Source organism: Nitrospirillum amazonense (assembly GCF_007828045.1).
Classification (GTDB): domain Bacteria; phylum Pseudomonadota; class Alphaproteobacteria; order Azospirillales; family Azospirillaceae; genus Nitrospirillum; species Nitrospirillum amazonense_C.
On record NZ_VITN01000002.1, the window covers coordinates 1 to 26006 of the forward strand.

Annotated in this window: 18 protein-coding genes; 10 read left to right on the forward strand and 8 right to left on the reverse strand. The window is 66.9% G+C overall.

Features of this window, described 5'->3' with window-relative positions; genetic code table 11:
* Nucleotides 1-299: 299 nt before the first annotated feature.
* From FBZ89_RS02560 to FBZ89_RS30675, 10 genes are all read left to right on the forward strand, one after another.
* Nucleotides 300-4712, forward strand: coding sequence for a CHASE domain-containing protein (locus FBZ89_RS02560; protein ID WP_186457158.1), 4413 nt, complete (start codon nucleotides 300-302; stop codon nucleotides 4710-4712).
* Between the two features lie 377 nt (nucleotides 4713-5089).
* A complete protein-coding gene (gene cysD, locus FBZ89_RS02565) occupies nucleotides 5090-5983 on the forward strand; it encodes a sulfate adenylyltransferase subunit CysD (protein ID WP_145748951.1) in 894 nt (297 codons plus the stop codon).
* The gene (gene cysN, locus FBZ89_RS02570; RefSeq protein ID WP_145748496.1) at nucleotides 5983-7920 is read left to right on the forward strand and encodes a sulfate adenylyltransferase subunit CysN; all 1938 of its coding nucleotides are present in this window, start codon (nucleotides 5983-5985) and stop codon (nucleotides 7918-7920) included. Before cysD ends, cysN begins: the two co-directional genes overlap by 1 nt.
* Before the next feature lie 189 nt (nucleotides 7921-8109).
* Nucleotides 8110-9180, forward strand: coding sequence for an efflux RND transporter periplasmic adaptor subunit (locus FBZ89_RS02575; protein ID WP_145748497.1), 1071 nt, complete (start codon nucleotides 8110-8112; stop codon nucleotides 9178-9180).
* Between the two features lie 58 nt (nucleotides 9181-9238).
* Entirely contained in the window at nucleotides 9239-9934 is a 696-nt protein-coding gene (locus FBZ89_RS02580) for an ABC transporter ATP-binding protein (protein WP_004271350.1), read from the forward strand.
* Complete coding sequence (locus tag FBZ89_RS02585; RefSeq protein ID WP_145748498.1) at nucleotides 9931-11094, forward strand: ABC transporter permease; 1164 nt, start codon at nucleotides 9931-9933, stop codon at nucleotides 11092-11094. The genes FBZ89_RS02580 and FBZ89_RS02585 overlap by 4 nt, the downstream gene beginning before the upstream one ends.
* Before the next feature lie 30 nt (nucleotides 11095-11124).
* Nucleotides 11125-12342, forward strand: a complete 1218-nt coding sequence (locus FBZ89_RS02590; protein WP_145748499.1) for an ABC transporter permease — start codon at nucleotides 11125-11127, stop codon at nucleotides 12340-12342.
* Nucleotides 12343-12819: 477 nt separating this feature from the next.
* Entirely contained in the window at nucleotides 12820-13326 is a 507-nt protein-coding gene (flaF, locus tag FBZ89_RS02595) for a flagellar biosynthesis regulator FlaF (protein ID WP_145748500.1), read from the forward strand.
* Nucleotides 13327-13486: 160 nt separating this feature from the next.
* The gene (locus FBZ89_RS02600; RefSeq protein WP_145748501.1) at nucleotides 13487-14218 is read left to right on the forward strand and encodes a hypothetical protein; all 732 of its coding nucleotides are present in this window, start codon (nucleotides 13487-13489) and stop codon (nucleotides 14216-14218) included.
* A gap of 416 nt (nucleotides 14219-14634) precedes the next feature.
* A complete protein-coding gene (locus FBZ89_RS30675) occupies nucleotides 14635-14805 on the forward strand; it encodes a hypothetical protein (RefSeq protein ID WP_186457159.1) in 171 nt (56 codons plus the stop codon).
* A 54-nt stretch (nucleotides 14806-14859) separates the two neighbouring features.
* Here the strand turns inward: FBZ89_RS30675 and FBZ89_RS02605 are convergent, their stop codons facing one another.
* The 8 genes from FBZ89_RS02605 to surE form a co-directional block, all read right to left on the reverse strand.
* Entirely contained in the window at nucleotides 14860-15654 is a 795-nt protein-coding gene (locus FBZ89_RS02605; RefSeq protein ID WP_145748502.1) for a putative metalloprotease CJM1_0395 family protein, read from the reverse strand.
* 187 nt (nucleotides 15655-15841) lie between these two features.
* Complete coding sequence (locus FBZ89_RS02610; protein WP_145748503.1) at nucleotides 15842-18574, reverse strand: flagellar hook-basal body complex protein; 2733 nt, start codon at nucleotides 18572-18574, stop codon at nucleotides 15842-15844.
* Between the two features lie 439 nt (nucleotides 18575-19013).
* Complete coding sequence (locus FBZ89_RS02615; RefSeq protein ID WP_145748504.1) at nucleotides 19014-19295, reverse strand: hypothetical protein; 282 nt, start codon at nucleotides 19293-19295, stop codon at nucleotides 19014-19016.
* A 12-nt stretch (nucleotides 19296-19307) separates the two neighbouring features.
* Complete coding sequence (locus FBZ89_RS02620) at nucleotides 19308-21455, reverse strand: hypothetical protein (RefSeq protein ID WP_145748505.1); 2148 nt, start codon at nucleotides 21453-21455, stop codon at nucleotides 19308-19310.
* On the reverse strand, nucleotides 21452-22861 hold the full coding sequence (gene flgK / locus FBZ89_RS02625; protein WP_145748506.1) for a flagellar hook-associated protein FlgK: 1410 nt from the start codon (nucleotides 22859-22861) through the stop codon (nucleotides 21452-21454). The genes FBZ89_RS02620 and flgK overlap by 4 nt, the downstream gene beginning before the upstream one ends.
* Before the next feature lie 209 nt (nucleotides 22862-23070).
* Nucleotides 23071-24441, reverse strand: a complete 1371-nt coding sequence (locus FBZ89_RS31840) for a peptidoglycan DD-metalloendopeptidase family protein (RefSeq protein ID WP_281292002.1) — start codon at nucleotides 24439-24441, stop codon at nucleotides 23071-23073.
* Nucleotides 24442-24467: 26 nt separating this feature from the next.
* Entirely contained in the window at nucleotides 24468-25217 is a 750-nt protein-coding gene (locus FBZ89_RS02635) for a protein-L-isoaspartate(D-aspartate) O-methyltransferase (RefSeq protein ID WP_145748507.1), read from the reverse strand.
* Nucleotides 25214-25996, reverse strand: coding sequence for a 5'/3'-nucleotidase SurE (gene surE / locus FBZ89_RS02640; protein ID WP_145748953.1), 783 nt, complete (start codon nucleotides 25994-25996; stop codon nucleotides 25214-25216). The genes FBZ89_RS02635 and surE overlap by 4 nt, the downstream gene beginning before the upstream one ends.
* Between the last annotated feature and the right edge of the window lie 10 nt (nucleotides 25997-26006).

The following is a 26006-nucleotide window of genomic DNA, read 5'->3' on the forward strand; positions in this document are numbered from 1 at the left end:
CAACGGACGCGGCCCCTGGTGGAATGCCGGGGCCAGCCACATGAACGACGCCTACCGCAAATCCTTCTTCGACACCCTCGGCCTGCCATCCCTCATGACGACCCATCAACGCCTAAACCACGCTTCATGAACCGCCGTATACGGAACCGTACGTACGGTGGTGTGGGAGGGGGGAGGTGTGAACCTTCCCCCTACCCGATCCCCCCGATTGCACGGCTTCTATCACCCGGCCCATGCCGGTAGACTTGTCGGCCGTAAGGGGTGCGGGCGAAGGCGCGCACGTGAAGACAGGCGGCGTCATGCGTCCACTCCCGGGGCACGCCCTGGCGACTTCGTTCAAGGTCCTGCTCCTGGCGGCGGCATATCTGGGCACGGCACGTCTGGGCCTGGCCCTGGCCAGTCTGAGCGACAGCGCCAGCCCGGTGTGGCCCGCCTCCGGCCTGGCTGTGGCGGGCCTGCTGATCTTCGGCCGGGGCGCCTGGCCCTTCGTCCTCATCGGCGCCTTCGTCGCCAACCTGCTCACCCCCGGCGTGGGCCCCCTGACGGCGACCTTCATCGCGTTGGGCAACACGGGCGAGGCGGTGCTGGGCGCCCTGCTGTTCACGCGCATCGATGGCATCGACAAGGAAAGGCTGCAGGTTTCCCGCGCCGCCGCCCATGGCCTGGCCGCCATCCTGGCGCCTGTTTGCAGCGCCACCATCGGGGTCAGCGCCCTGCTGGTGGCGGGCAACCTGTCCTGGGACGTGAACCTGGGCGCCATCTGGATCACCTGGTGGACGGGCGATGCGCTGGGCATCCTGATCATCACCGCCCTGCTGGTGGCCCTGCGGGAGGCCAAGGCCGCCGACTGGCGCCCCGCCCACTTGTGGGCGACGCTGTTCAGCGGCCTGATGCCTGTGCTGGGGCTGACGGTGGCGGCCCTGACCCTACCCTTCCTGCCCGTGGCGCGGACGCTGTTGGGCTCGGCCGCGGCGCTGGGCATCTTCCTGCTATATCCCGCCATCCTGCTGGCCGCCCGCCGCTACGGCCCGGCGGCGGCCCACCTGGTGGTTCTGGCGGCGGCCACGGTCTATGTGCTGGGCACGATCGCCGGCATCGGCCCATTCATGGATGCCACCCTGAACGAAAGCCTGCTGAACATGCAGGCCATGCTGGCGACGTTTGCCCTGACGGCCATCGTCTTCTCCGACATTCCCCCGCAGTCGGCGCGCTTGGGATCCGCTGTCTTCCTGGTGGGCTGCCTGGTGGCCACCGGCGTCTTCCTGGACCGGACGGACATCGCCCGCTCCCGCGATGAGGCCCACCTGGGCAAGATCGTGGACAATGCCATGGCGCGCATCCACGAACGCCTGCTGGTCTATTCCAACGCCTTGGAGTCCGGCGCCGCCCTCTACGCCACCGGCCTGCCCGTGGGCCGCGAGCAGTGGCGGGCGTTCGCCAGCACCATCAACATCGATGGCCGCTATCCCGGCATCAACGGCATCGGCGTCGTCTATCCCGTGCCCACCGACGGGCTGGAGGCCTTCCTGGCGCGTGTCCGGGCCGACGGCGCGCCTGACTTCAAGCTGCGCGCCGCCTCCACCGAACCGGTGCTGGACGACTTCGCCGACGCGCTGGAATACGACGTCATCACCTATATTGAGCCGGCGGGCGCCAACGCGGCCGCCCTGGGGCTGAACGTGGCGACGGAAGCCAACCGCCGCGACGCGGCCTTACGCGCCCGTGACACCGGCCAGCCCGCCATGACCAAGCGCATCATCCTGGTGCAGGACGCGCAGCGGCGTGCGGGCTTCCTCTATTTCATTCCCGTCTATACGCCGGGCAAGCCGCTGGACACGGTGGCGCAGCGCCGCCGCGCCCTGCAGTGCTGGATCTATGCCCCCTTCATTTCCGAGGTGTTCTTCCGCGAGGCGCTGCGCGACAGGGTGGATGAGGTCAACGTCGCCGTGTACGACGGCGGCGAGATGCGGCCCGACGCCCTGCTGTACCGCAAGATCACGCCCGACACCCTGGGGGGCCGGCTGGCCGCGCGCGTGGGCCTCAAGGCCTCGGGCCTGGGCGCCCCGGACCAGGTGAGCCGCGTGGATGAGGCCGGTCACGCCTTGACCTTGGCGTGGTCGCGGGCGGCCAGTTTCGCCACCGCCGGCCAGGCGGGGGCAGCAATGGCCGCCGCCAGCCTGGCCTTCATTTCGCTCATGCTGGCGGCGTTGACCGCCAATTTGCACCTGGTTCGCGCCCGCGCCACGGCCATCGCCGAGGGCATGACGCGGGAACTGAGCGCCATCAACACCAAGCTGATGGCCGCCGGCAAACGCCTGACCCTGGCGACGCGGGCCGGCGGCATCGGCGTATGGGAATACGATCTGGCGACGCAGGAGCTGGTCTGGGACGAGCGCATGTTCCAGATGTACGGCGTCGACCCGGACACGTCCCGCCCCCTGACTTTCGCCACCTGGCAGTCCCGCTGCCATGCGGAGGATCTGGGCCGCATGCAGGCGGAAGTGCAGGCGGCCGTCCGCGGCGAGGTGCCCCTGGATACGGAGTTCCGCATCCGCCTGCCCGATGGCACCATCCGCCACATCAAGACCAACGGCTTGGTGGAGCGCGACGCCAAGGGCCAGGCCATCAAGATCGTGGGCGTGAACTGGGACGTTACGGCAACGCGCGAGAGCGCCCGCGCCCTGGCCGCGGAAAAGCGGCGGGCGGAGGAGGCCAACCGGGCCAAGAACGAGTTCCTGGCCAATATGAGCCATGAGGTGCGCACGCCCATGAACGGCGTGGTGGGCATGGTGCAACTGCTGCTGGACACCAGCGGCCTCACCACCGAGCAGCGCGGCTACGCCGAGACCATCCGCGACAGCGCCGATGCCCTGCTGGGGGTCATCAACGACATCCTGGACATCTCCAAGCTTGAGGCGGGCAAGGTCGACCTGGAGAACCTGTCCTTCGATCTGGGCGATCTGGTGGAGGGGGTGGCCGCCATCCTGGCGCCCCGTGCCCGCGACAAGGGTATCGAGCTGGGCGTGCTGGTGGTGGAGGAAGCGCGGCGGCACTGGCGCGGCGATCCCACCCGCCTGCGGCAGCTGCTGCTGAACCTGGCCGGCAACGCCGTCAAGTTCACCGACCGCGGCTGGGTCAGCATCGTCGTCACCTGCCTGGCCGGCACCGCGCCCGGCACGCGGCGCCTGCGCTTCGCTGTGCAGGACACCGGCATCGGCCTCAGCGACGAGCAGGCCCGGCGCTTGTTTCAGAAATTCACCCAGGCGGACGCCAGCGTCACCCGGCGCTTCGGCGGCACGGGCCTGGGCCTGGCCATCTGCAAGCAGCTGGTGGAGCTGATGGGGGGCGACATCGGGGCGGAAAGCACGCCGGGCCAAGGGTCCCTGTTCTGGTTCGAATTGCCGCTGGCCCCGGCGGAACCGGCCGCCGCGCCCCTGCCCTCGCTGGAAAGCGTGCGCGGCCGCCACGCTCTGGTGGTCGATGACCTGGCCATGAACCGCCTGATCCTCACCCACAACCTCAGCTTCGACCTGGGCCTGCGTGTGGATGAGGCGCCGGACGGTGAAACCGCGCTGGCGCGGCTGTGGTCGGCGGCGGGCGGCGGCGACCCCTATGACATCCTGCTGATCGACAACCGCATGCCGGGCCTCAACGGGCCCGAGGTGGTGGCCAGGGTGCGCGCCGATGCCCGATTCCAGGACCTGCGCGTCATCCTGGTCAGTTCCATCGAACCGGATCAGACAACGGTCGATGCCCGCTATGACGCCCTACTGGCCAAGCCAGTGCGCCGCCTGTCCCTGAACGAGGCGGTGGCGCGCGCCTTTGGCTGCCTGATGCCGCCCTGCGCGCCCCAGCCGGCGGCGGCGGAAACGGCGCCGGACGGCCAGGGCCGCCGCGTGCTGGTGGTGGAGGACAACCCCACCAACCAGGCGGTGGCGAGCCTGATGCTGCGCAAGGCGGGTTACATGGTCACCGTGGTGGAGGACGGTGCGCAGGCGGTGGCGGCCTGCGCCCGCGACCGCTACGACATCGTGCTCATGGACGTGCAGATGCCGGTGATGGATGGCATGGAGGCCACGCGCCGCATCCGGGCGGCAGAGGCGGCGGAAGGCCGGGCCCGTACCCCCATCCTGGCCATGACCGCCAATGCCATGGCGGGGATGAGCGCCGACTACGCCGCCGCCGGCATGGACGATTGCGTCTATAAGCCCTTCCGTCAACAGCAGATCCTGCAGGTGGTCGACGACTGGTCCCGCGCCGGAGAGGCGGCCGCCACAGGGATGAAGGCCCCCGCCCCCGAACCTGTCGCGGTGCCGGAACCGATGCCAGCGGCAGCGAACGCCATGACTGATCTGCCGCTGCTGGAGGAGGCGATTCTGGGCCGCCTGCAACCGGTGGCGGGCCCCGGCGCCTTTGACCGGCTGGTGCGTGATTTCATCGGCAACGGCGCGACCCGGGTGGACAGGGTGGCGAGTCTGGCGGCCGCAGATGACAGGACCGACCTGCATACCTTGGGACAGCAGGCCCATGACCTTATTTCCACGGCGGGGAATTGTGGATTAAGACGGCTGGAGGAGGCCGCACGCCAGCTTCAGTTCGCCTGCGATGCCGGCGACGCCGATCGCGCCCGGGCCCTAGGGGACCTGATCGGCACCATAGGGCCTCAATCTTGGCAGGCGCTGAGGCGACGCTTCCTGGAAACGGCGGACTGAACGGGACTGCCTTAACCTAGGTTTTCCCAGGAATTGCGCCCATCTTCGACCGTTAACAAAAAATACACCGTTGGCGTGTTATTTATTACGCATTCATCCAGGTATTTTTCGCCCTCACAGCAATTCCATAATCGCAATGCCCGCTGTGAAAGTTTCCTTTATACGTCTGTTGACAGGGTATTGAGGAAATAGCCGACCAGCAGCGTGTCCGTTGGCGTGCAACCCGCAGGCGGATTAGACTGTTAGCCGTATAAGACGGCGGCCTAGGCGTGACGGACAGAGTGATTGACGTGAAAGACGCGGCAGTGTTGGACAGCATCATACAGCCCCCCTCCCCCCTTCCCGTATCGCTTGCCGGCCCCCTTTCGGCCCCCCGGCTGACCCATCTCCAGCGGCTTGAGGCGGAAAGCATCCACATCCTGCGGGAAGTGGTGGCCGAAACGCAGAACCCGGTGATGCTTTATTCCATCGGCAAGGACAGCGCGGTGATGCTGCACCTGGCGATGAAGGCCTTCTACCCGGCCAAGCCGCCTTTCCCCCTGCTGCACGTGGACACCACCTGGAAGTTCCGCGAGATGATCGCCTTCCGCGACCAACGGGCGGCGGATCTGGGCCTGGACCTGCTGGTGCACACCAACCCGGAAGGCTTGGCGCGGGGCATCGGCCCCTTCACCCACGGCTCCGCCATCCATACCCAGGTGATGAAGACGGAAGCGCTGAAGCAGGCGTTGGACCGTTACGGCTTCGACGCCGCGTTCGGCGGCGCCCGCCGCGACGAGGAGAAGAGCCGCGCCAAGGAGCGCATCTTCAGCTTCCGCAACGAGCAACACCGCTGGGATCCCAAGAATCAGCGCCCCGAGCTCTGGCAGCTGTACAACGCGCGCAAGAACAAGGGCGAGAGCATCCGCGTTTTCCCCCTGTCCAACTGGACCGAGCTGGACATCTGGGAATACATCTATCTGGAAAACATCCCCATCGTGCCGCTGTACTTCGCCGCCGAACGGCCGGTGGTGGAGCGTGACGGCGCCCTGATCATGGTCGATGACGACCGCCTGCCCATGAAGCCCGGGGAGATGCCGCAGATGCGCCGCGTGCGCTTCCGCACCCTGGGCTGCTACCCGCTGACCGGCGCCATCGACAGCGACGCCGACAGCCTGCCCGCCATCATCCGCGAAATGCTGCTGGCCCGCACGTCGGAGCGCCAGGGCCGCGTGATCGACCGCGACGGCGGCGCCTCCATGGAACAGAAGAAGCAGGAAGGGTACTTCTGATGGCCCCCGATACCCCCCTGCCCGAGACGCTGGAGGCGGGCGTGTCCGAGATTGAGCGCTACCTCGCGGCCCAGCAGTCCAAGAGCCTGCTGCGCTTCATCACCTGCGGCAGCGTCGACGACGGCAAGAGCACCCTGATCGGCCGCCTGCTGTACGACAGCAAGATGCTGTTCGAGGACCAGTTGGCGACCCTGGAGGCCGACAGCCGCAAGGTGGGCACCCAGGGCGGCGACCTGGACTTCGCCCTGCTGGTCGATGGCCTGTCGGCGGAGCGGGAGCAGGGCATCACCATCGACGTCGCCTATCGCTTCTTCAACACCGACCGGCGCAAGTTCATCGTGGCCGACACGCCCGGCCATGAGCAGTACACGCGCAACATGGTCACCGGCGCATCCACCGCCGACCTCGCCATCATCCTGATCGACGCGCGCAAGGGTGTGCTGTCCCAGACGCGGCGCCACAGCTTCCTGGTCTCCCTGCTCGGCATCCGCAAGATCGTGCTGGCCGTCAACAAGATGGACCTGATGGGCTATGACCAGGCCGTCTTCGACCGCGTCGTCGCGGAATACCGCGCCTTCGCCCGCCAGCTGGACCTGACCGACATCCAGGCCATCCCGCTGTCGGCGCTGAAGGGCGACAACGTCACCACCCTGACCGACGCCATGCCCTGGTACCAGGGGCCCACGCTGATCGGCCATCTGGAGACGGTCGAGGTCGCGGACCTGCGCGCGAGCCAGCCTTTCCGCCTGCCGGTGCAATGGGTGAACCGCCCCAACCTGGACTTCCGCGGCTATGCCGGCACCATCGCCGCCGGCACGGTGCGCCCGGGCGACCGCATCCGCGTCCTGCCGTCGGGGCAGGAAAGCCGGGTGGCCCGCATCGTCACCCATGACGGCGACCTACCCTTGGCCGTGGCCGGCCAATCCGTCACCCTCACCCTGACGGACGAGATCGACATCAGCCGCGGCGACATCCTCTCCACCCTGGATGAGGCCGCCGAGGCAGCCGACCAGATGGAGGCGACGCTGGTATGGATGTCGGAGGCGCCGCTGCTGCCCGGTCGCCCCTATATCCTAAAGCTGGGCACCAAGTCGGTGCCGGCCACGGTGGCGACGCTGAAGCACAAGATCAACGTCAACACCCTGGAACAGCTGGCGACCAAGACGCTGAGCCTGAACGAAGTGGGGCTGGCGACCTTGAGCCTGGACCAGGCCATCGCTTTCGACGTCTATCGCAACAATCGCGACACGGGCGGTTTCATCCTGATCGACCGCCTGACCAATGAGACGGTGGCCGCCGGCCTCATCCGGTCCGCCATCGTGCGCACCGTGCCCTGGCAGGTGCTGGACGTGGACAAGCGCGCCCGCTCGCAGATGAAGGGCCAGCGTCCGCGCGTGCTGTGGTTCACGGGCCTGTCCGGCGCCGGCAAGTCCACCATCGCCAACCTGGTGGAAAAGAAGCTGCACGCCCATGGCCGCCACACCATGCTGCTGGACGGCGACAACGTCCGCCACGGCCTGAACCGCGACCTGAGCTTCACCGACGCCGATCGGGTGGAGAACATCCGCCGCGTCGCCGAGGTGTCCAAGCTGATGATCGATGCCGGACTGATCGTCCTGGTCTCCTTCATCTCCCCCTACCGCGCGGAACGGCGCATGGCCCGCGAGCTGCTGGGCCCGGGCGAGTTCCTGGAGGTGTTCGTGGACACGCCCCTGGCGGTGGCCGAGGGGCGGGATGTGAAGGGCCTGTACGCCAAGGCGCGCGCCGGCAAGATCCCGAACTTCACCGGCATCGACAGCCCCTATGAGCCGCCAGAGTCGCCCGATGTGCGCATCGACACCCAGGCCATGACCGCCGAGCAGGCGGCCAACCACATCTTCACGCTGCTGTCCCGCTTCGATGAGGATGCCGACCTGGTGGACGGCGCCGCCATCTGACGGCGACCGCCAGTTCCCGAATGAAGGGCCGGCCGGAGCGATCCGCCGGCCCTTCGCCATTTGTGGCCCCTTCGCCCTTCCAGAAGTGGCCCTCGCGTGCAGCTTGCCTTCCAGATCAACCATTTGTGGTGCGACAGCGCGCCTCGCGCGCTATGATGCTGTTGGGGATTGTGGCAGTCGGGGGCCAAGGTGCAGCGGGACAAAGCGGAGCTTTTGCGCTCCATCGCCATTGACCGGACGGCGCCGCCACCGGCGCGACAGGGCAGCGGCGGCGGTGGGCGCGGCCTTATCCTGGGCCTAGGCGCCGGCGTGGCCGTTGTGGCGGTCGCGGCGGGGATCGCCTGGTCTGCCGGCCTGCTCCATCACTTCGGCGGTGCCGATCCGGCACCGGCGGCCGTTTCCGCCAAGCCTGCGCCCAGCACCTCCGCTGGTCCGGCCCAGCCAACGCCCGCCGCCCCGGTTTCTGAGGTGCGCAGCGGCAACCTCATCGGCTCCGGCTATGTCGTGGCGCGGCGGGTGGCCACGGTCTCCGCCGATGTCACCGGGCGGGTGCGTGAGGTCCTGGTGCAGGAAGGCATGCTGGTGCAAAAGGGCCAGGTGCTGGCCACGCTGGACGACGTGCTGGCCCGCAGCGACCTGGATCTGGCCCGGGCCCGCCAGGCCTCGGCAGAGGCCGCCGTGGTGGCCAGCCAGGCGGATCTGGTGGACGCGGAAAAGACGCTGGAGCGCACGCGCGCCCTGACCGGCCGCCAGTTCTCCAGCGAGGCCGACCTGATCAAGGCGGACGCCCGCGCCGCCTCGCTGCGTGCCCAGTTGGTGAAGTCCAAGGCCGACGTGAACGCCGCCCGCGCCACCGTCGCCTATGACGCGGAGATGGTGGACCGCTACCAGGTCCGCGCCCCCTTCACCGGCGTGGTCACGGAAAAAAATGCCCAGCCGGGTGAAATCATCTCCCCCATGTCGTCCGGCGGCTTCACCCGCACAGGCGTGTGCACCCTGGTGGACATGGATAGCCTGGAATTCGAGGTGGAGGTGAACGAGGCCAACATCGCCCGCGTCCGCGCCGGCCAGAAGGTGGAGGCGACGCTGGACGCCTATCCCGACTGGAAGGTGCCGGCCTCGGTCCTGGCCATCATCCCCACCGCCAGCCGGGAGAAGGCCACCATCAAGGTGCGGGTGGCCATCGCGGTCAAGGATCCCCGCATCCTGCCCAACATGGCGGCCAAGGTGACCTTTCTGAATGAGGGCAAGGGCGGCTGATCCGCCCCCTCCCCACCCCATCCCATCGTCCCACGACCACAATCGGGAGCCTGAGGCCATGACGGGCCAGACGCTGATTCACCTGCAGGACGTTTCCAAGCGGTTCGTGAAGGGCAAGGACACCATCACCATCTTCGACCACCTGGGCCTCAGCATCCCCGCCGGCGACTTCGTGGCGGTGATGGGGCCCAGCGGCTCGGGCAAGACCACCCTGCTAAACCTGCTGGGCGGCATCGACCAGCCCACGGAGGGCAGCATCACCTTCGACGGCGGCCGGGTGGACACGCTGACGGAGGGGCAACTGGCCCGCTGGCGCGCCCATAATGTCGGCTTCATCTTCCAATTCTACAACCTGATGCCCACCCTGTCGGCGGCGCGGAACGTGGAACTGCCCCTGCTGCTCACCTCCTTCGGCCGGGCGGAGCGCAAGCGGCGGGTAGAGGCGGCGCTGAGCCTGGTGGGCCTGGCGGAGCGGGCGGACCATTATCCGCGGGAGATGTCGGGCGGCCAGCAGCAGCGCGTGGCCATCGCCCGCGCCCTGATCTCCGACCCCAAGCTGCTGCTGTGCGACGAGCCCACCGGCGACCTGGACCGCACCACGGCGGACGAGATCCTGGCCATGCTGCGGCTGCTGAACCAGGAAATGGGCAAGACCATCGTCATGGTGACCCATGATCCGGAGGCGGCCAAGTACGCCCGCCGCACCCTGCACCTGGACAAGGGCCGCTTCACCGAGCGGGAGCTGGTGGCATGAGCGACCTCTATCTGCTTTGGCGCAACCTGTTCCGCCGCAAGCTACGCACCTTCCTGATGATGCTGGCCATCTTCGTGGCCTTCGTCATCTACGGCGTGCTGGGCAGCATCCACTACGCCTTCGAGCATGGCGTGGACTCATCGGCCGACAACCGGCTGGTGGTGGTGAACAAGATCACCTTCATCCAGCCCCTGCCCTATGCCTATGTCGGCAAGATCGCGGCCATCAAGGGCGTGAAGAACGTCACCTTCGCCAACTGGTTCGGCGGCTATTACCAGGACGCGCGCAACCAGATCGGCACCTTCGCCGTCGACCCCGAAAGCTATCTGCGGATCTATCGCGATGACCTGCGCATCGATCCCGCCCAGCGCGAGGCCTTCATCCACGACCGCACCAGCATGGTGGTGGGCGAGGCCATCGCCACGAAGTACGGCTGGAAGGTGGGCGACCGTATCCCAATCAACTCCAACATCTTCACCAACAAGGCGGACGGCAGCCACACGTGGCAACTGACCGTGGCCGGCATCGCCTACGCGGCCCGGAAATCCTTCAACACCAGCTTCATCATCTTCCAGTATGAGAACTTCAACGAAAGCAAGACCTTCGGCAAGGATACCATCGGCTGGATCACGCTGGAGACGGACAGCGCCGCGGTGAATGAAACGGTGGCCGCCACCATCGACGAACTGTTCGCCAACTCCACCGCGGAAACCAACACCCAGTCGGAAAAGGCGTTCGGCAAGGCCTTCCTGGCCCAGCTGGGCAACATCGCCCTGATCATCACCCTGGTGGTGGGGGCGGCCTTCGCCACCATTCTGATGATCGTGGGCAACACCATGGTGATGGCGGTGCGCGAGCGCACCAAGGAGATCGCCGTGCTGAAGACCCTCGGCTTTCCCTCCTGGCGCATCTGGCGCCAAGTGCTGGGGGAATCGGTGCTGCTGTCCCTGCTGGGCGGCGTGCCCGGGCTTTTGGTGGCCGGCCTGCTGGTGACGGTGCTGTCCAAGGCCGCGTCGGGCGCCATTCCCGGGTTGGCCCTGACCCTGCCCGTCGCCGGCCTGGGCCTGACCTTCATGCTGCTTCTCGGGGTGATCACCGGCTTCTTGCCGGCCTGGAACGCACTGCGCCTGAACATCGTCACCGCCCTCGGGCGCCTGTGACCCGCCCGCCGCTCTGAAGGAACGACCGTCATGCGCGTGTTCAACGAGATCGCGGTGGTCACCACCATCTGCATTAAAAGCATCCCGCAACGCTTCTGGGCCTCCTTCTCCACGGTGGTCGCGGTCGGGCTGGTGGTGACCGTGCTGCTGGCCTTCCTGGCCATGGCGGCGGGCTTCCAGCAGACCCTGCGCGGCACGGGTGCCAAGGACATGGCCATCCTGATGCGGGCGGGGTCGCAGGCGGAACTGAACAGCGGCGTCACCCGCGACCAGGCGCGCCTGATCGAGGAGGCGCCGGGCGTCATGAAGGACGCGGACGGCAAACCTCTGGTGTCGCCCGAACTCTACGTCATCGTCGATGGCGTCAAGAAGACGGCCGTGCCGGCTGACGGCAACCTGAAGAAGGCCCCCCGCTCCAACCTCACCCTGCGCGGCCTGGGGCCCGCCGGCATCGCCGTGCGACCTGACCTGAAGATCGTGGAAGGCCGCGCGTTCAAGCCGGGCACCAATGAGCTGATGGTGGGCCGGGCCCTGCAGAAGGATTTCGCGGGCCTGAACGTGGGGAACACCGTCAAGCTGGGCAACAGCAATTGGCTGGTGGTCGGCGCCTTTGAATTGGGCGGCAGCGTCTTCGAATCCGAACTGTGGGCCGACACGCCCGAGGTGCAGGACCTGTTCCACCGCCAGAACGTCTTCCAGTCCATCCGTGCCCGCCTGACGGGCCCGGACGCCCTGAAGACCCTGTCGGACTACGCCGCCAACGACCCGCAGCTGAAGCTGGACGTGACGACGGAGGCCGACTATTACGCGCAGCAGGCCAGCCGCACCTCCGACCTGATCCAGAAACTGGGGTGGCCGCTGGCCATCGCCATGGCCTTCGGCGCCCTGGCCGGCGCCCTGAACACCATGTACAGCTCAGTGGCGGCCCGCGCGCAGGAGATCGCCACCCTGCGCTGCATCGGCTTCAGCGGCACCTCCTCCTTCATCGGGACCCTGCTGGAAAGCCTGGTGCTGGCGCTGATGGGCGGAATCGTCGGCACGCTGGTCACCTGGGTATTGTTCGACGGGCTGACAGGCTCCACCTTGTCGGGCGCCAGCTTTTCCCAGATCGTCTTCACCTTCCACCTGACACCGGCGGTCGCCCTGCAGGGCATCATCCTGGCCCTGGTGGTGGGCCTGGTGGGCGGCGTGTTCCCGGCCTGGCGCGCGGCGCGCATTCCCATCGTGGAGGCCTACGGCACACCTTGAGCCGCCGCCCGGTCCCCGGCGCGGGCTTCAAAATATCTTTACCTTTTTACCTTAAACACGTCTCTCGAGGACGGCAGCGACTGCCCCCAATTCCTGGCCCACCCCTTGCAACACTAGCAGGTGCGGGGCCCGGGAATGGGCGCAGGCCGGCATTTGTTGCCGGGTTGCCGGTCCCAAATGAGTATGGGATACTTGCAAGTCGGCATTATTGGCATACGCCTCGTGTATGGGACCCCACCTTGGGTAGCCATAAAGAGGTAGCCAGTGATGCGGAACCGCCCCGGTGGGCGGTCGGGAATGAGAAGGCCCGGAGGCGTTCCCCTAGAGGATGGGACCCCTCCGGTGAAGGTAGAGGGCGGCATCGGCACCGTCCCGTCCGTCGTCGACCTGCCTGCGGGAACATCCCCGGGCCGGCACGCCGGACGGTGTCGCGGACCCGCCGCCCGGAAACGAGTTAGCCAGGGATCACGTGATCTGATGAAGCCTTCGGCCGGATATACCAACCGTCCCGCGTCGGACAATCCCCGCGATATCGAAGCCTGGGGCCTGACGGAAGCTGCGCGCCGGCTGATGCTGGCGGCGCAGACGCCTGAGAATCCCGAACCCCTGCGCCAGGCGCTGTCACTGAACCAGCGCCTGTGGACCATCTTCCAATCCTCGATGGCGGAGCCGGACTGCCCCCTGCCCAAGGATTTGCGTGAGAAGATCCTGGTGTTGTCCCTGATCGTCGATCGCCAGACCTTCGAACGGCTGGGTGACCTGGATGTCACCAAGTTGCACTCGCTGATCGACATCAATCGCAACATCGCCGCCGGCCTGTCGCAGCGTCCGGTCGATGCGACCGCACCTGCCGCCGCACACGCCGGAACGGCCTCGCGCGCGCCCATGATGACACCGCCGGCGGCCGGCCCTGGGGCGCAGCGCCCCGGCATGGCCCCAGGCGTGGCAGCGGGTGGTGTGGGCAAGTTCAACATATCGATCTAAACGGGCGGCGGCGCCAAAACGGGCGCGGAAAATAAGACGCCGCGACGGTTATCACCGGAAATATCTTGCATTTTATGTTTTCAGTCCGCAGACTGTTGCAAGGTAATCAGGACCACTCTCTCCCGCGTGGATGCGGGAACCGGCAATGGGGATCGTTCCCGTGAGCAACGTCGCAACAACCGCAGCCTCGGCCGGCGCCAGTTCGAACGCCTCGGTGTTCGCGCAGCTGGCGCAAATCCAGTCGCAGTTGGCGGCCCAGAACGATGCCATCGCCGCCCAGGGCTCGGCCCAAACCTCCAATGCCATCGGCACACCGCAGGACTTCACCAAGTCCGTGTCGAAGTCGCAATACAACACCGTCGCCTCGGCCACCGACATCGGCACGGTGACCAAAGGCCAGACGCGCGTGAACGGCTTCGGCAGCCTTGCCGCCGGGGACCAGGCCGATTACCTCAGCTTCAAGCTGGCCCGCAAAGGCGCCATCAACCTCGGTCAATTGAATCTGGATCAGACCCGGGTTCAGGTCATGACCAAGAGCGGCGTCGTCATGGCGGATAGCGACAGCAAGTCCGGCAAGGCGTATGACGCCTACAACGCCATGGTCAACGGCCAGCAGTCGCTGGACTCCGGCACCTATGTGCTGAAGATATCGCGCGCCACCGGCGTCAAGCTGACCCAGAAGGTGAACTACGGTGTCCAGGTCGCCGCCGGCGACTATTCCAAGGACTACACCACGACGATCAACGCCGCGTCCTCCACCGCGGCGATCTCGTCCAGCGCCGCCGCGATCTCCGGCGCCCTGAGCGATCAGATCACCACCATGAAGAATTGGACCATCGGCCAGACGGGCACGCAGAAGCTGATGGGCAGCATGATGGACCTGTTTGCCTGAACGCCCGGCAATTTGGTTTTCGGCTGAAGCCGGTCATCGCGGGATGGCCGGCTTTTTGATTTGGGCTTGTGGCAACCGTCCGCCAACGACGTCTCAGGTGAGGATCTTGGCAAATGTGTGACGGCCGACACACCCTATAGGTTGAATACGGCAAATGATGTCTGGCACAATACGACTGTGAAACGGCGCCCAGGCGCCCTGCCGAGGAGGTGCATATGCGTGACATCGGTGCCCTTTTGATGGTTGCGGTTTTGGTGAGCGCCCCCCTCGCCGCCGCTCGCGCCTCGACCGGCGGCTCATCCCAAGGCGCCGCCGCGTACTGGGGCGCTGGCGGCGCCGCTTCCGCTGCGGGTGGGATCCCGAGTTTTGACGCCTCGCTACCTTATGGGCATCCGCATGCCGTTGAGCCCAAGGGCATGACCGCCGCGACCAAGGCGCGCCTGACCAACGTGGCTCAGCGGGTGGACGGCCTGATCGACCAGCACAAGTGCGCCGACGCCGCCGCGCTGGCCAAGAATGAGGGCGGTGCCGTCATGGCCGACATGGCGACCAAGATCTGCGCCCTGCGGTACAGCGACGCCAAGTAAGGCCGCTCTTTTCCGACGTTCGGCCAGCGACATCCGTCGCTGGCCGTCCTCGTTTCAGGCGATCAGCGCCAGGGGCTGGGCGGCGGCGGCCTGGGCGGCCTGTACGATGCTGGCGTCCAGCGCCCCCTGGCTTTTCCGGTAGGCGGCGGCCCCTTGCCGAATGGTCACGCCGCCGGTCCCCACCCGTCCTGCTCCCACACCGCCTGCCCCGCCGGAATCCGAAGCGCCACCGCTGCCAGTCGCATCGCCATTGGCCGTCCCGCTATTGGCCGTGCCCCCATCGGCTTGCGTTTTCTGCTTAGCCTCTTCCCCCTGGGCGGCGACGATGCCGGCCTGGGCCTGCGCGGCCACGGCGCGATCCTGACCGGAGGGATCAGCCGGCGCCAAGGCGGCGCGACGCACCGTTTCCAGCTTGGTGATGGTGGCCTGGGGGTCGCCTTGGATCGAGCCGATGTCGATGGCGACCTCACCCGCCGTGGCGTAGTGCTGCCCATCAGGACCGGTGCTGAAGGTGAAGGACTCCGACCCCGCATAGGGACCGCCCGCCGCCTTGTGCGCCGCCTCATGCGCCCGCACCGCCCGGTCCACGGTCTTGAGCTTGTCAACCTGCTGCTGCTGGGCATCGCTCAGCTTGGTGCCGTCGCTGGCCGTGCCGTTGCCGGCCGCCTTGGCGCCGCCGGACTGCTGGGCCTGAGTCTGGCTCCGAACACTGTAAGGGTTGGGCGCCTGCCCGGATGGGCTTGCGGCGGTGACAGCCGCCCCTTGCCCCACCGCGGCGACGGTGGGGGTTGGGCCCGTCAGGGCGCGCGCCCAGACGGGCGACGCGGAAATGCCACCAAGGACGGACATGCCGAAGCGGTCGCGTTAGTCTTAATAATGCAAATACTTCAGCACCAACCGCCCGCCGGCGCAAGACAAAGCCGCCCGCATCCCGGCTAGGATGCGGACGGCTCTGCCCTAAACGCTTGATGTCTCTGCCCTTCGGGCCCCGAACAGCGGCAATCCGCCACGCCCAGGCCGTCAGGTGGCTAAGGCCTTACCGCTTCAGGTTGATGGTGTCCTGCAGCAGATCGTCGGCGGTGGTGATGACCTTGGTGTTCGCGGTGTAGGACCGCTGCGCCACGATCAGCTGGGTGAATTCCGACGCGATGTCGACGTTGGAGCCTTCAAGGCTGCTGGAAGCGATGTCGCCGGCGCCGTTCACACCCGTGTCATTGAAGCGGGCCTTGCCGCTGTCCACGGTCTCGGTGAAGACGTTGCCGGTGGAGCGCGACAGGGCGTCCGGATTGTTGAACAGCACGATCGGAACCTTGGCGATGGTACGCTGGCGGCCGTTGTCGTAGTTGGCCAGCACAGTGCCGTCGGCGTTGATCTGCACATCCTTGAAGGTACCGGCCGGGCTGCCGTCCTGCACCTTGGAGGTAACGTTGATGTTGGTACCGTCGAACTGGGTCAGACCGGAAGACTGGCCGAAATTGCCCAGGTTCAGCACGATGTGCTGCAGGCCGTAGCCGAAGTCGAAGTCGAAGCCCACCTGGGCCGCGGCGGCGGCGCTCTGGTCGGCGCTGACGGTGGCGTTGCCGGTGCCGATGGACGAGGTGTCCATGTGGCTCAGCGTGCCGGCTTGCGCCGTGGTGCCATCGGACAAGGTGCCGCCGAAGGTCAGGTTGATGTGACCCGGCGTCTTACCGACGACCACGCCCGGCGTGGAGGCGCTGGAGCCGCCCGGGATGCTGGTGTAGAAGGCGGCGGCGTCGGTGTTGCCGGTCAGGGTGATGGTGCCGCCGGACGAGGTCGCCTGTACCGGGATACCGGAGATGGCGTTGATCTTGGCCGCGATCTTGCCGCTGATGTCGGCCAGGCTGGTCTCGGTACCGTCGGTCGTATAGCTGATGGCCTGCGAGAAGCTGGGCGGCAGGTTCTGGGTGGTGGACAGCGTGGCGTCGTTGGCCTTGGTCTGCAATGTCAGGACACCACCCGCCGCCGACTGCACCGTGAACGGTGAGTTGGTGTCGGCCGTGACCCTGGACGCCAGGTCGGTGATCACCGACTGCACGTCCGGATAGTTGGCGATGTTGGAGTTGGTCATCTGGATGTTGTAGGTGGAGGACCCCAGCGTGACGCTGTACAGCTGGCCCACCTGCGGCACCGTGGTGGCGCCATAGGGCGTTGCGAAGTCGTAGGTGTAGGTGGTGGGCGCACCGGCGTTCAGCTGTTCGACCGGCAGCACCGACTTGGCCTGCGGCGACTGGACGGTGAAGCTGTAGCTGGTGCCCACGTCACCGGGCTGCCCGGTGATGCTGATCTTCTCCACCTCTTTCGAACCGGTGTTGTTGCCGACGTAGGTCGACTGGGTCGCCGTGTTGGTCAGACCGGCCGAGTCTGTGGCCGTGGAGGATTGGGTGAAGGTGACGCCGTTGCCGCCCTTCACGGTCACCGTACCGTTGGACGGCGTGGCGGTGAGGCCCGTGGTGCCGGTGTCGACATTGATCAGCGACGCCAGTTTCTGCACCACGCCGTTGATGTTCGACAGGGAGCCGAGGTTCTGCGGCGTCACCGTGACCGAGTAGGTCGTGCCGTTGACGTCCATGCTGTAAACGTCGTCGATGTTGATGGTGTTGCCGACGAAGGTCGAGGTGTGGATTTCAGGCGTCGTCGCCGTCGCGCTCTGCACCAGGGTATCGGCCGAGGTGTGCGTGGTGATGGCGCCGGCCGTCACGCTCTGGTCCAGGGTGAAGGGCGTGCCGGCCGTCTTCGCCGACAAGCGCAGCGCGCCCGTTGACGTGACCGAGGCCAGCACACCGGAGGAGGTGTCGGCGCCGTTGATCTGGTCAGCCAGGGCCTGCGCGATGTCCTTCATGCCGCTGAACTGCGCGGCGTTGGCCGTGGTGATGTTCTGGCTGTACGTGGTGCCGTTGACCACCACCGAATAGCTGTCGCCGACGTTGAAGCCGTAGGCCTGCCCACCGCTAGGCAAGGTCGTCGCCGCCGTGGCGAAGGTCACGTCGTCGATCTGGGCGCGGTCGTTCTTGCCGGTCAGCAGGCTGCTTTCCGTGATGGCAGCGGGGAAACCGGTGCTCAGCAGCGACTGGATGGGCTGCGAGCCCTGGCTGCCGTCGGCGGTGACGCCCAGCTGCCAGGTGCCGTCGGTGTTGCCCTGGCGCCAGGACAGGTTCAGATTGTGGGCCGTGCCGGCGCTGTCGAAAACCTGGATCTGGGTGGGCGTGATGCCGCCCGATGGATTGGTCGGCAGGTTCGCCTTAAGGTCGATTTCCTTGGTCGGCACCGGGCTGTCGATGTCCGACGTCACCGCCACCGGCGTGGCTGAGGTGGCGAACAGGCCCGTGGTGCTGTCATAGGCGAAGCCGTTCAGCGCGAAACCGGAATTGTTGACCAGCGTGCGGCTGGAGTTCAGCGAGAAGCTGCCGTCACGGGTGTAGAAGCGCTCGGTCGATGCGGTAGTCTGGCCGTTCACCGTCGTCAGCTTGCTGACACTGAAGAAGCCGTTGCCCCGGATGGCGATGTTGGTCGGCGTGTCCGAGGTCGAGATGGTGCCCGACACGCTGTTGACGTAGTTGGGCGAGGCCTGGACGCCGCCCGCCTGGTACTGCGTGTTGCTGGCCGAGATGACCAGGGATTCGAACGATGTGTCGATGCGCTTGAAGCCCGTCGTCTGGGCGTTCGCGATGTTGTCGGAGATGTTGCTGAGCGCGGTGGACTGCGCCTGCAAACCGGAAATGCCGACGGACATCGAGCCGAAAATGCTCATGGTGCTGGCTCCCAGGAAGAGCGGTTGCGTATCTGGACATCAAGGAAAGCAAGATGGATGCCAGTTTGCGAAGATTGGCGTGGCACCTACCATTTTCCACGCGGGGGGCATCCGTCACTGGGTCGCGCTCAATAAACCACTGTTATTGCTTGCTATTCTTGAAAAGGGCCCCGGCCACCGCCATCACGTCGCCCGTCGGACCGCCTAGCAGGATGTGCCGCGGCAGCGGGGCACCAGGGCGTTTTTTCCTACCGGCTACCCTAACCCGGCCGTTTCTTCCCGGTAGGCTTCGCCTCGGATCCGGACCGGCGGACCGGAACCTAAAAACAAGGAAGGCCGGGCTGGTCTTCCCCCTTTTGGGGAGACCGGCCCGGCCTTTTCCTGGTCCGTTCCTGCGGGTCCCTTTTGGACCCTGACGCGTCGGAGAACGTCTGTCGGATCAGGCGCCCTGCTTCACCGAGAACTCGCCGGAGCGCACGCTCTCAGCCATGATTTCCAGGTATTCGGCGGTGGTGGTCTTACCGTACTTGGCCAGGATGCCGTAGATGGAGGCCATCACGGACATGGTGCCGATGGTGTCGTAGGGCACGCCCTCGCTGGCGGCGTTCACCCAATAGGCATTGAACTGGTCGAACAGGCGGGCGCGCTGGGCCTCGTCGTTCACCGGAGCGGCGGCGACGGTGGCGACGGCGAAGGCTTCTGCAGGCGTGTAGGCGTTCATGGCAAGGTCTCCTCAGCTCAGGAAGTTGACAAGGGAAAGGGAAGCGATTTTGCCGGCAACCGTGTAGGCGCCCTGCTGTTGGTTCAGGGCCGCTTGCAATTGTGCGGCCACAGTCGTGGGATCGACGTTCTGGATGTTGCCGATCTGGTTTTCGATATCGGCCAGGGCGTCCTTATGGTTGGTGGCCGCCGTGCCCAGGACGCTCTGCGCGTTCACCGTGCTGGCGTCCAGCTGGCGGATCTGCCCCTGGGCCTGCACGAGGGTGGAGCGCGCGGTGCTCATCATCGCCGTGTAGTTGCCGGGGTTGCTGACCGCGGACAGCATCTGCTTGATGCCGATGATCAGGTTCTGGATGGCGGGATCGTTGGAACTGACGCCATAGGTCGCGGTCGTGTTGTCGTCCACGTTCAGCGTGCTACTGGCGAAGGCCGCCGTGTTTTGCGCGCCGCTGGTGTACTGCGTATCGTAGACCGCCAGGCTGGGCGGGCTGGTGATGGTGGTGCTGAACGAATTGGAGTCCTGGAAAGGATCCAGCGTATTGGTGGTGAAGCTGTTCTGGTTGGTGTTGTTCTGCACCGTCGCCGTGGTGGCGAAGCGCTGCGTCCCGGTGCCGGTCAGCGTCAACTGCGCGCCCAGCGGCGGGTTTGCCGTGACCACCGCATCGGCCGAGCGCTGCGGATCGGTGTTGATCACGCCGGCCAGCTTGTTGGCCACGTAGTTCATGGGGCCGTTCGGGTCGGCCTTGGCCGCGGCGATGTCGCCCGCCGTCATGACGTAGCTGTACGTCGTCGGTCCGCTCACCTTGTCGTATGAGATGTTGTTGGCCGGATTGGCATCGTCGCTGGTGACGTTGACGGTATTGCGGTTGCCCATGGTGATGGTGAACACGTCGCCGACGTCCACGCTGGCGCCGCTCAGGTTCACCTGGTCGATCTGCTGCTGGCCCGTGACCGGCGGCACGGCGGTGGGATCGGCCGCGATGGCCGGCTGGGTCATGAACTGGGCGTAGACGGCGTCCTGCCCGTCGTTCGTGGCCGGCGTATAGGCCGCGGCCGGCGTGGCGGCGCCGCTCTCGGTGTTGTTGTAACCGGGCTGGGTGTAGACGTTGGACTGGGCGGTGAAGGTATAGCCCGCGTCCATGCCGGTCAGCGTCATCACGTTGCCCGACACCGAAGCGACCACCGGCGGGTTGGCTTTCTGGCCATTGGCGATGGCCGTCTGGTTGGGCCCGTTGATCTGCGACGCCAGGCCGTTGAGGATGTCGGACGGGCTGGTCTCGCTGCCCGTGGTGGTATAGGTATAGCGCTTGTCGCCCACATACATCTCGTACGTGTCGCCCGCCACGCCCAGCGTGCCCTTGAAGGTCATCTTGGTGACCTGCTTGGTCGCCGACAGGTCACCCACCGGCTGCGTGTCGTAGCGGCTGCCGGCGAAGATATAGCGGTCGCCGGCCTTGGTGTTCAGCAGGCTGGACAGCTGCGTCAAGGCGCCCTGCAACAGCGCCTTGGGCGCGGCTAGGTCCGGGTAGCCCACGCTGAACGTGGCGCTGCCCGTGCCCTTCAACTGGTTGATGTCCAGCGCGACGGTGGACCCATCACCCGGCCCGCCCGTCATTTCGAAGGTCTGCTGGCCATCATCGGGCGGGATGGTGCTGAGGTTCAGCGTCTTGGTCGATACGCCGCCCATGCCGTCGCTGACGGTCACGTCATAGCTGCCGGTCTTGCCGGAATTAGAGGGAACCGCGCTGACCGTATAGGTGGCGGCGGCGTTGAACACGGACTTGGTCGTGTCGACCGACAGGCCCAGGTTGCCGCTGTTGGACGATGTGACGGCCGAAATGGTGGGATTGCCGGCGCCAGCCGGGATGTTGGCCGAACTCAGCAGGTTGGCCACGACGGTCTGCATCGACGACAGCGCCTTCTCCGTCGCGTTCACCTGGGTCGTGGCCGCGGTGATGGCGTTGGAATAGCCGGTGCGCTGGGCGTACTGGGCCTTCAGGGCCAGCAGCTGGTTGGCCTGGGTGCCGTAGGCGGACAAGTCCTGCGACTTGATGCCGGTGTTGAACTGCTGCTGCAGCTCAGCCAGCGACGTGGAGGTCCCATTGATGCCGTTCAGCATCGACAGGTAGCTGCCGTAGGTGCTTACACGGGAGATGGTCATGTCACGGCCTGCGTCAGGGTGTCGAACATCTGCCCGATGACCGAGATCACGCGGGCGGTGGCCGAATAGTTGCGCTGGAGCACCTGCAGGTTCGCGACCTCCTCATCCATGTTGACGCCCGTCGAGCTGGCGTAGCGCGTCTGCAGGCTGGTCATGAAGGATGAGGTGGTGGTGGCCTGGGTGTTGACGTTGGACTGGATGGTGGACCAGTTGCTGGACACCTGGTCGGCCATGCCGCCGTAGCTGACGTTGGTGAGGGTCAGGCCGTCGGCCGTCATGGTGCGGCCGGTCGCGGTCATGGCGCTGACCATGGCGTTCACGGCCGACTGCTTGATGGTCTTGGTGCCGTTCAGCAGGTCCTTGTTCACCGCCAGGGTGCCGGCGTCGCTGCCCGAGAACAGGCCGCTGGCCAGTTCGCCGTCGTTGGTGGGGCTGGCCTTGTTATAGGCGTCGGTGATGCTGGTGGGCTGACCCGCCTGCGTCGTGCCGGTCAGGGCGCCGGCCACGGCGTCCAGCTGCGACTTCAGCTTGCGGAAGACTTCGGTGGTGGCGTCGCCGCTGGCCGGGGCCGGCGAGCTGTCGGCCACCATGTCCAGCAGGCCGCCCAGCTTGCCGCCGCTGATGGCGGCGGTGATGTCGGCGCCGCCGGCGCCTGAGATCACTTTGCCGTCATAGCTCAGCTGGGTGGCGGTGCCGTCCACCAGCGTGGAGCCCGTGGGCGTGAAGACGGCGATGGAGCCGTCGTCACGCAGCGTGGTGCGGATGTTGATCATCGAGGACAGGTCGCGCAGCGTGGCGTCGCGCTGGTCCTCGAAATCCGCGGTGGGCTGATTGCTGGACTTCAGCTGGGAGATGGTGGCGTTCAACTGGTCGATCTGGGTCAGATCGGTGTTGATCGACTTCACCGTCTGGGTGATGTCGCCCTTGGCCTGCGTCTCCATCTGGTCCACGCCCGCCGACAGGGTGTGGATGGTCTGAACCAGGGCCTGGGCCTTCTGCACCACCTGGTTCTGCGCCACGGCGTTCTCGGGCGAGGCCGACAGATCCTGCAGGGCGGAGGTGAAGTCCTGGAACGCCTGGGTCAGCTTGGGCGTGGCGCTGTCGCTGGAATTGTTGGAGTTGGTGGTGCCCAGCATGCCGCCGATCTGGCTCATGTACTGGGACAGCACCTGCTGCATCCCGTTCTCCGACGTCGTCCCCTGAAGCTGAGCCTGCAGGGCCACGTCCACCGATCGCGAATACTGCGAGATGGTGACGCCGCTCAACGGATCGGTCGTTTGCGAAACGGTGTGTTTCGTACGATCCGGGCTGTTGGCGTTGTTCATGTTGTCTGAAACGACCTGGATGCCGGCCTGAATGACATTCAGGCTGTTGGCGGCCGAATTCAGCGCGCTGAACAAACTCATGGGACCGGGCCTCGGTGGCGGGGAGTTCCGCGCAGGGGACCGACCCCCATGGTCGATCCGTCCCCCACCACGCAAACCCCGGGCCACTTGGTCCGGCAAGTTAGGGTATTGGAATTATTCGTATTTTTGCAAACTGCCGAAAAGGCAAGGGCGGCAAAATCTGCCGCCCCACCTTTATTCCCGAGTCCCGCTAGGCAGGGATGACCGGGCTAGCGGACACCCTTACCCGGATCCAAAACATCCATGGGATCCAAGACCTTATTGCCCTGCCGCACCTCGAAGTGCAGTTGCGGGCTGGTGACGTTGCCGGTGGCGCCCACGGTACCGATGCGCTGGCCGCGCGCCACCTTGGCGTTGGCGTCCACCATGATCTGGTCCAGCTGGGCGTAAGCCGTCACCATGCCGTCGGCGTGCTGGATCAGCACCAGGTTGCCGAAGCCGCGCAACTGGTTGCCGGCGTACTTCACCACGCCGGCGTCGGCGGCCACCACCGGTGTGCCCGTGGGGGCGGCGATGTTGATGCCGTCGTTGTACTGACCGCCGGGCTTGGCCCCGTGGGTGGAGATCACCTGCCCCGTCACCGGCCACAGGAAGCGCGCGCCGCCCTTCGGGGCGGGTGCTGGAGCGTCGGGTGCCGGCGCGGTGGGCACGGCGGACGGCGGCGGTACCGACGGGCCGGCGGCGACCACGGCCGGCGGGGTGGCGGAGCCGGGGGTACGCGTGGTTGGCGCTGAGGAAATGGCGGGTGCGCCGGAAGGCGGCCCGCTGGTGGGCTCGGACGAGGAACCGGGCGTCACGGGGGCCCAGCGCGCGGCGGGCGCGGCCGTGGCGCCCGGCGGGATGGCGGCGCCGGTGGTGCCCGTGGGCAACGAGGCCGCCGCCGGCGCCGAGGCCGACGGGGCCGCCAATTCCTGGCTCTCCACCGTGCGGCGGGGGGCCACCGTGACGGGGGGCGGGGCGGCGGACACCTGGGGCGCGGGGGCGACCGAAACGGGCGCGCGGCCGGCGCTGGTGACGCCCGGCCGGGGCGCGGTCGCCGGTGGGGGCGCCTCCGCCACCGTAGGCGCGCCACCCGGCGGCGTCCAGGCCGGGGCTGGACCCGCATGCGGCAGGTTCAGGGTCTGACCCACGCGCAGCAGGTAGGGCGGCGCCAGGCTGTTCAGGCGCGCCAGCTCGCTGCTGTCGATGTTGAAGGTCCGGGCAATGCCATACAGGGTGTCGCCCGGCTTGATAAGGTAGGTGTGCGGCGTGGGCACCACCAGGCGCTGCCCGGCCGTGACCGTGTAGGGCGGCTGCAGGCGATTCTCGTCGATCAGGTCGCGCAGCGGAATGTTGTACCGCTTGGCCACGTCATAGATCGTCTCCCCCTTGGACACGAAGATGACGTTGGCCGGCGTGGGCGGCGGCGTGACCACCGGCGCCGGCGGTTCCGACCGGCCGGCGCAGGCCGACAGGCCGAATGCCAGGGCACCCGCCAGGGCGCCGTGCATCAGCAGCCGGGACAGGCCGCTCGCGGTATCGAGGGGCATGGTCGGAAGGGCGGCGGCACCGGTCGTCCGGTGGAAAGTCTTCAAGGCCATCGCGCTTTGTCGTTCGAGGAAAGGCATCACGCCCGCTGATGGATTACGTCGGAAAAGTCGGGCGGAATTAGGGCCGGCGGGGGCACGTCCCCCTGCTCCATCCCCCCCTGGCCCGATGCGGCCCGCCCCCGTCCGGGTTCGGCCGCGACCTCGGGCAGCAGGGGCACGAACCGTACCGGCCACAGCTGCTCACGCTCAACCCCCGTCTCCGTTTTACGCAGGCGCACGACATGCAGGCTGCGGCGGTCGGCGCCCAAAGGTATGACCATGATGCCCCCCACCGCAAGCTGGTCCATCAGATCAGGCGGCGGATCCATGCCGCCCCCGGCCGTCACCAGGATGCGCTCGAAGGGCGCCGCCTGGGGCCAGCCGCGCATGCCGTCACCATGGCGCGCGGTGATGTTATGCAGGCGCAGGGCCTGGAATCGGCCCTCTGCCTCCGCCAGCAGGGGGCGGTGGCGCTCGATGGTGTAGACACGCCGGGCGATCTTGGCCAGTACCGCCGCCTGGTAGCCGGACCCGGTGCCGATCTCCAGCACCTTCAGACGGTCGGTCAGCTGCAGGGCCTGGGTCATCAGCCCCACCACCATGGGCTGGCTGATGGTCTGCCCATGGCCGATGGGCAGCGCCGTGTCCTCATAGGCCTGGTCGTGGAAGGTGGGGGGCACGAACACCTCCCGCGGGATCAGCTCCATGGCGCGCAAAACGTCCGTGCTGTTCACGCCATTGCGGCGCAACAGCATCAACAGACGGATCTTGCGCGCAGCACTGCTCACCCGAACACCCCCTCCAGCCGCTTCAAGGTCTCGTAGTGCGTCAAGTCCAGGTGGACGGGCGTGACGGAAATGCCGCCCAGCGCCTCCACCACGTGAACGTCGGTATCTTCCGGCACCTCGTTCAACCCCCGCGCGGCACCGATCCAGATGTACGGACGGCCCCGGGGGTCCATGCGCTCGAACAAATCGTCGCCGGCCTTGCGGTTGGCATGGCGCACGACGTGGATGCCGGCCACCTTGTCCGGATCCACCGCCGGGAAGTTCACGTTCAGCAGGACATGGCGCGGCCATTCGACGGCCAGGCCCTTGCGCACCACCTCCGGCCCCCAGCGCTCGGCCGTGGCCCAGTCGGGGTCGCGACCGTCGCGCAGGCGCAGGCTGAAGGCGAAGGCGCGCACGCCCAGCAGGGTCGCCTCCATGGCGGCGGCGACGGTGCCGGAGTAGGTCACGTCCTCACCCAGGTTCTGGCCATGGTTCACGCCGGATAGCACCACGTCCGGCCGCCGGTCGGCCATCACCTGGTTCACCGCCAGCAACACGCAGTCGGTCGGCGTGCCATCGACGGTGTAGCGCCGGTCCGCCACCCGCTTCATGCGCAGTGGGCGGTGGATGGTCAGCGAATGGCTGGCGGCGGATTGCTCCGCCTCCGGCGCCACCACCCAGACGTCATCGGTCAGCTGGCGCGCGATGCGCTCCAGCGCCGCCAAGCCGGGGGCATGGATGCCGTCGTCATTGCTGATCAGGATGCGCAGGGGGCGGTCTTCCCCCGGGGCCCGCATCGGCGTGCCG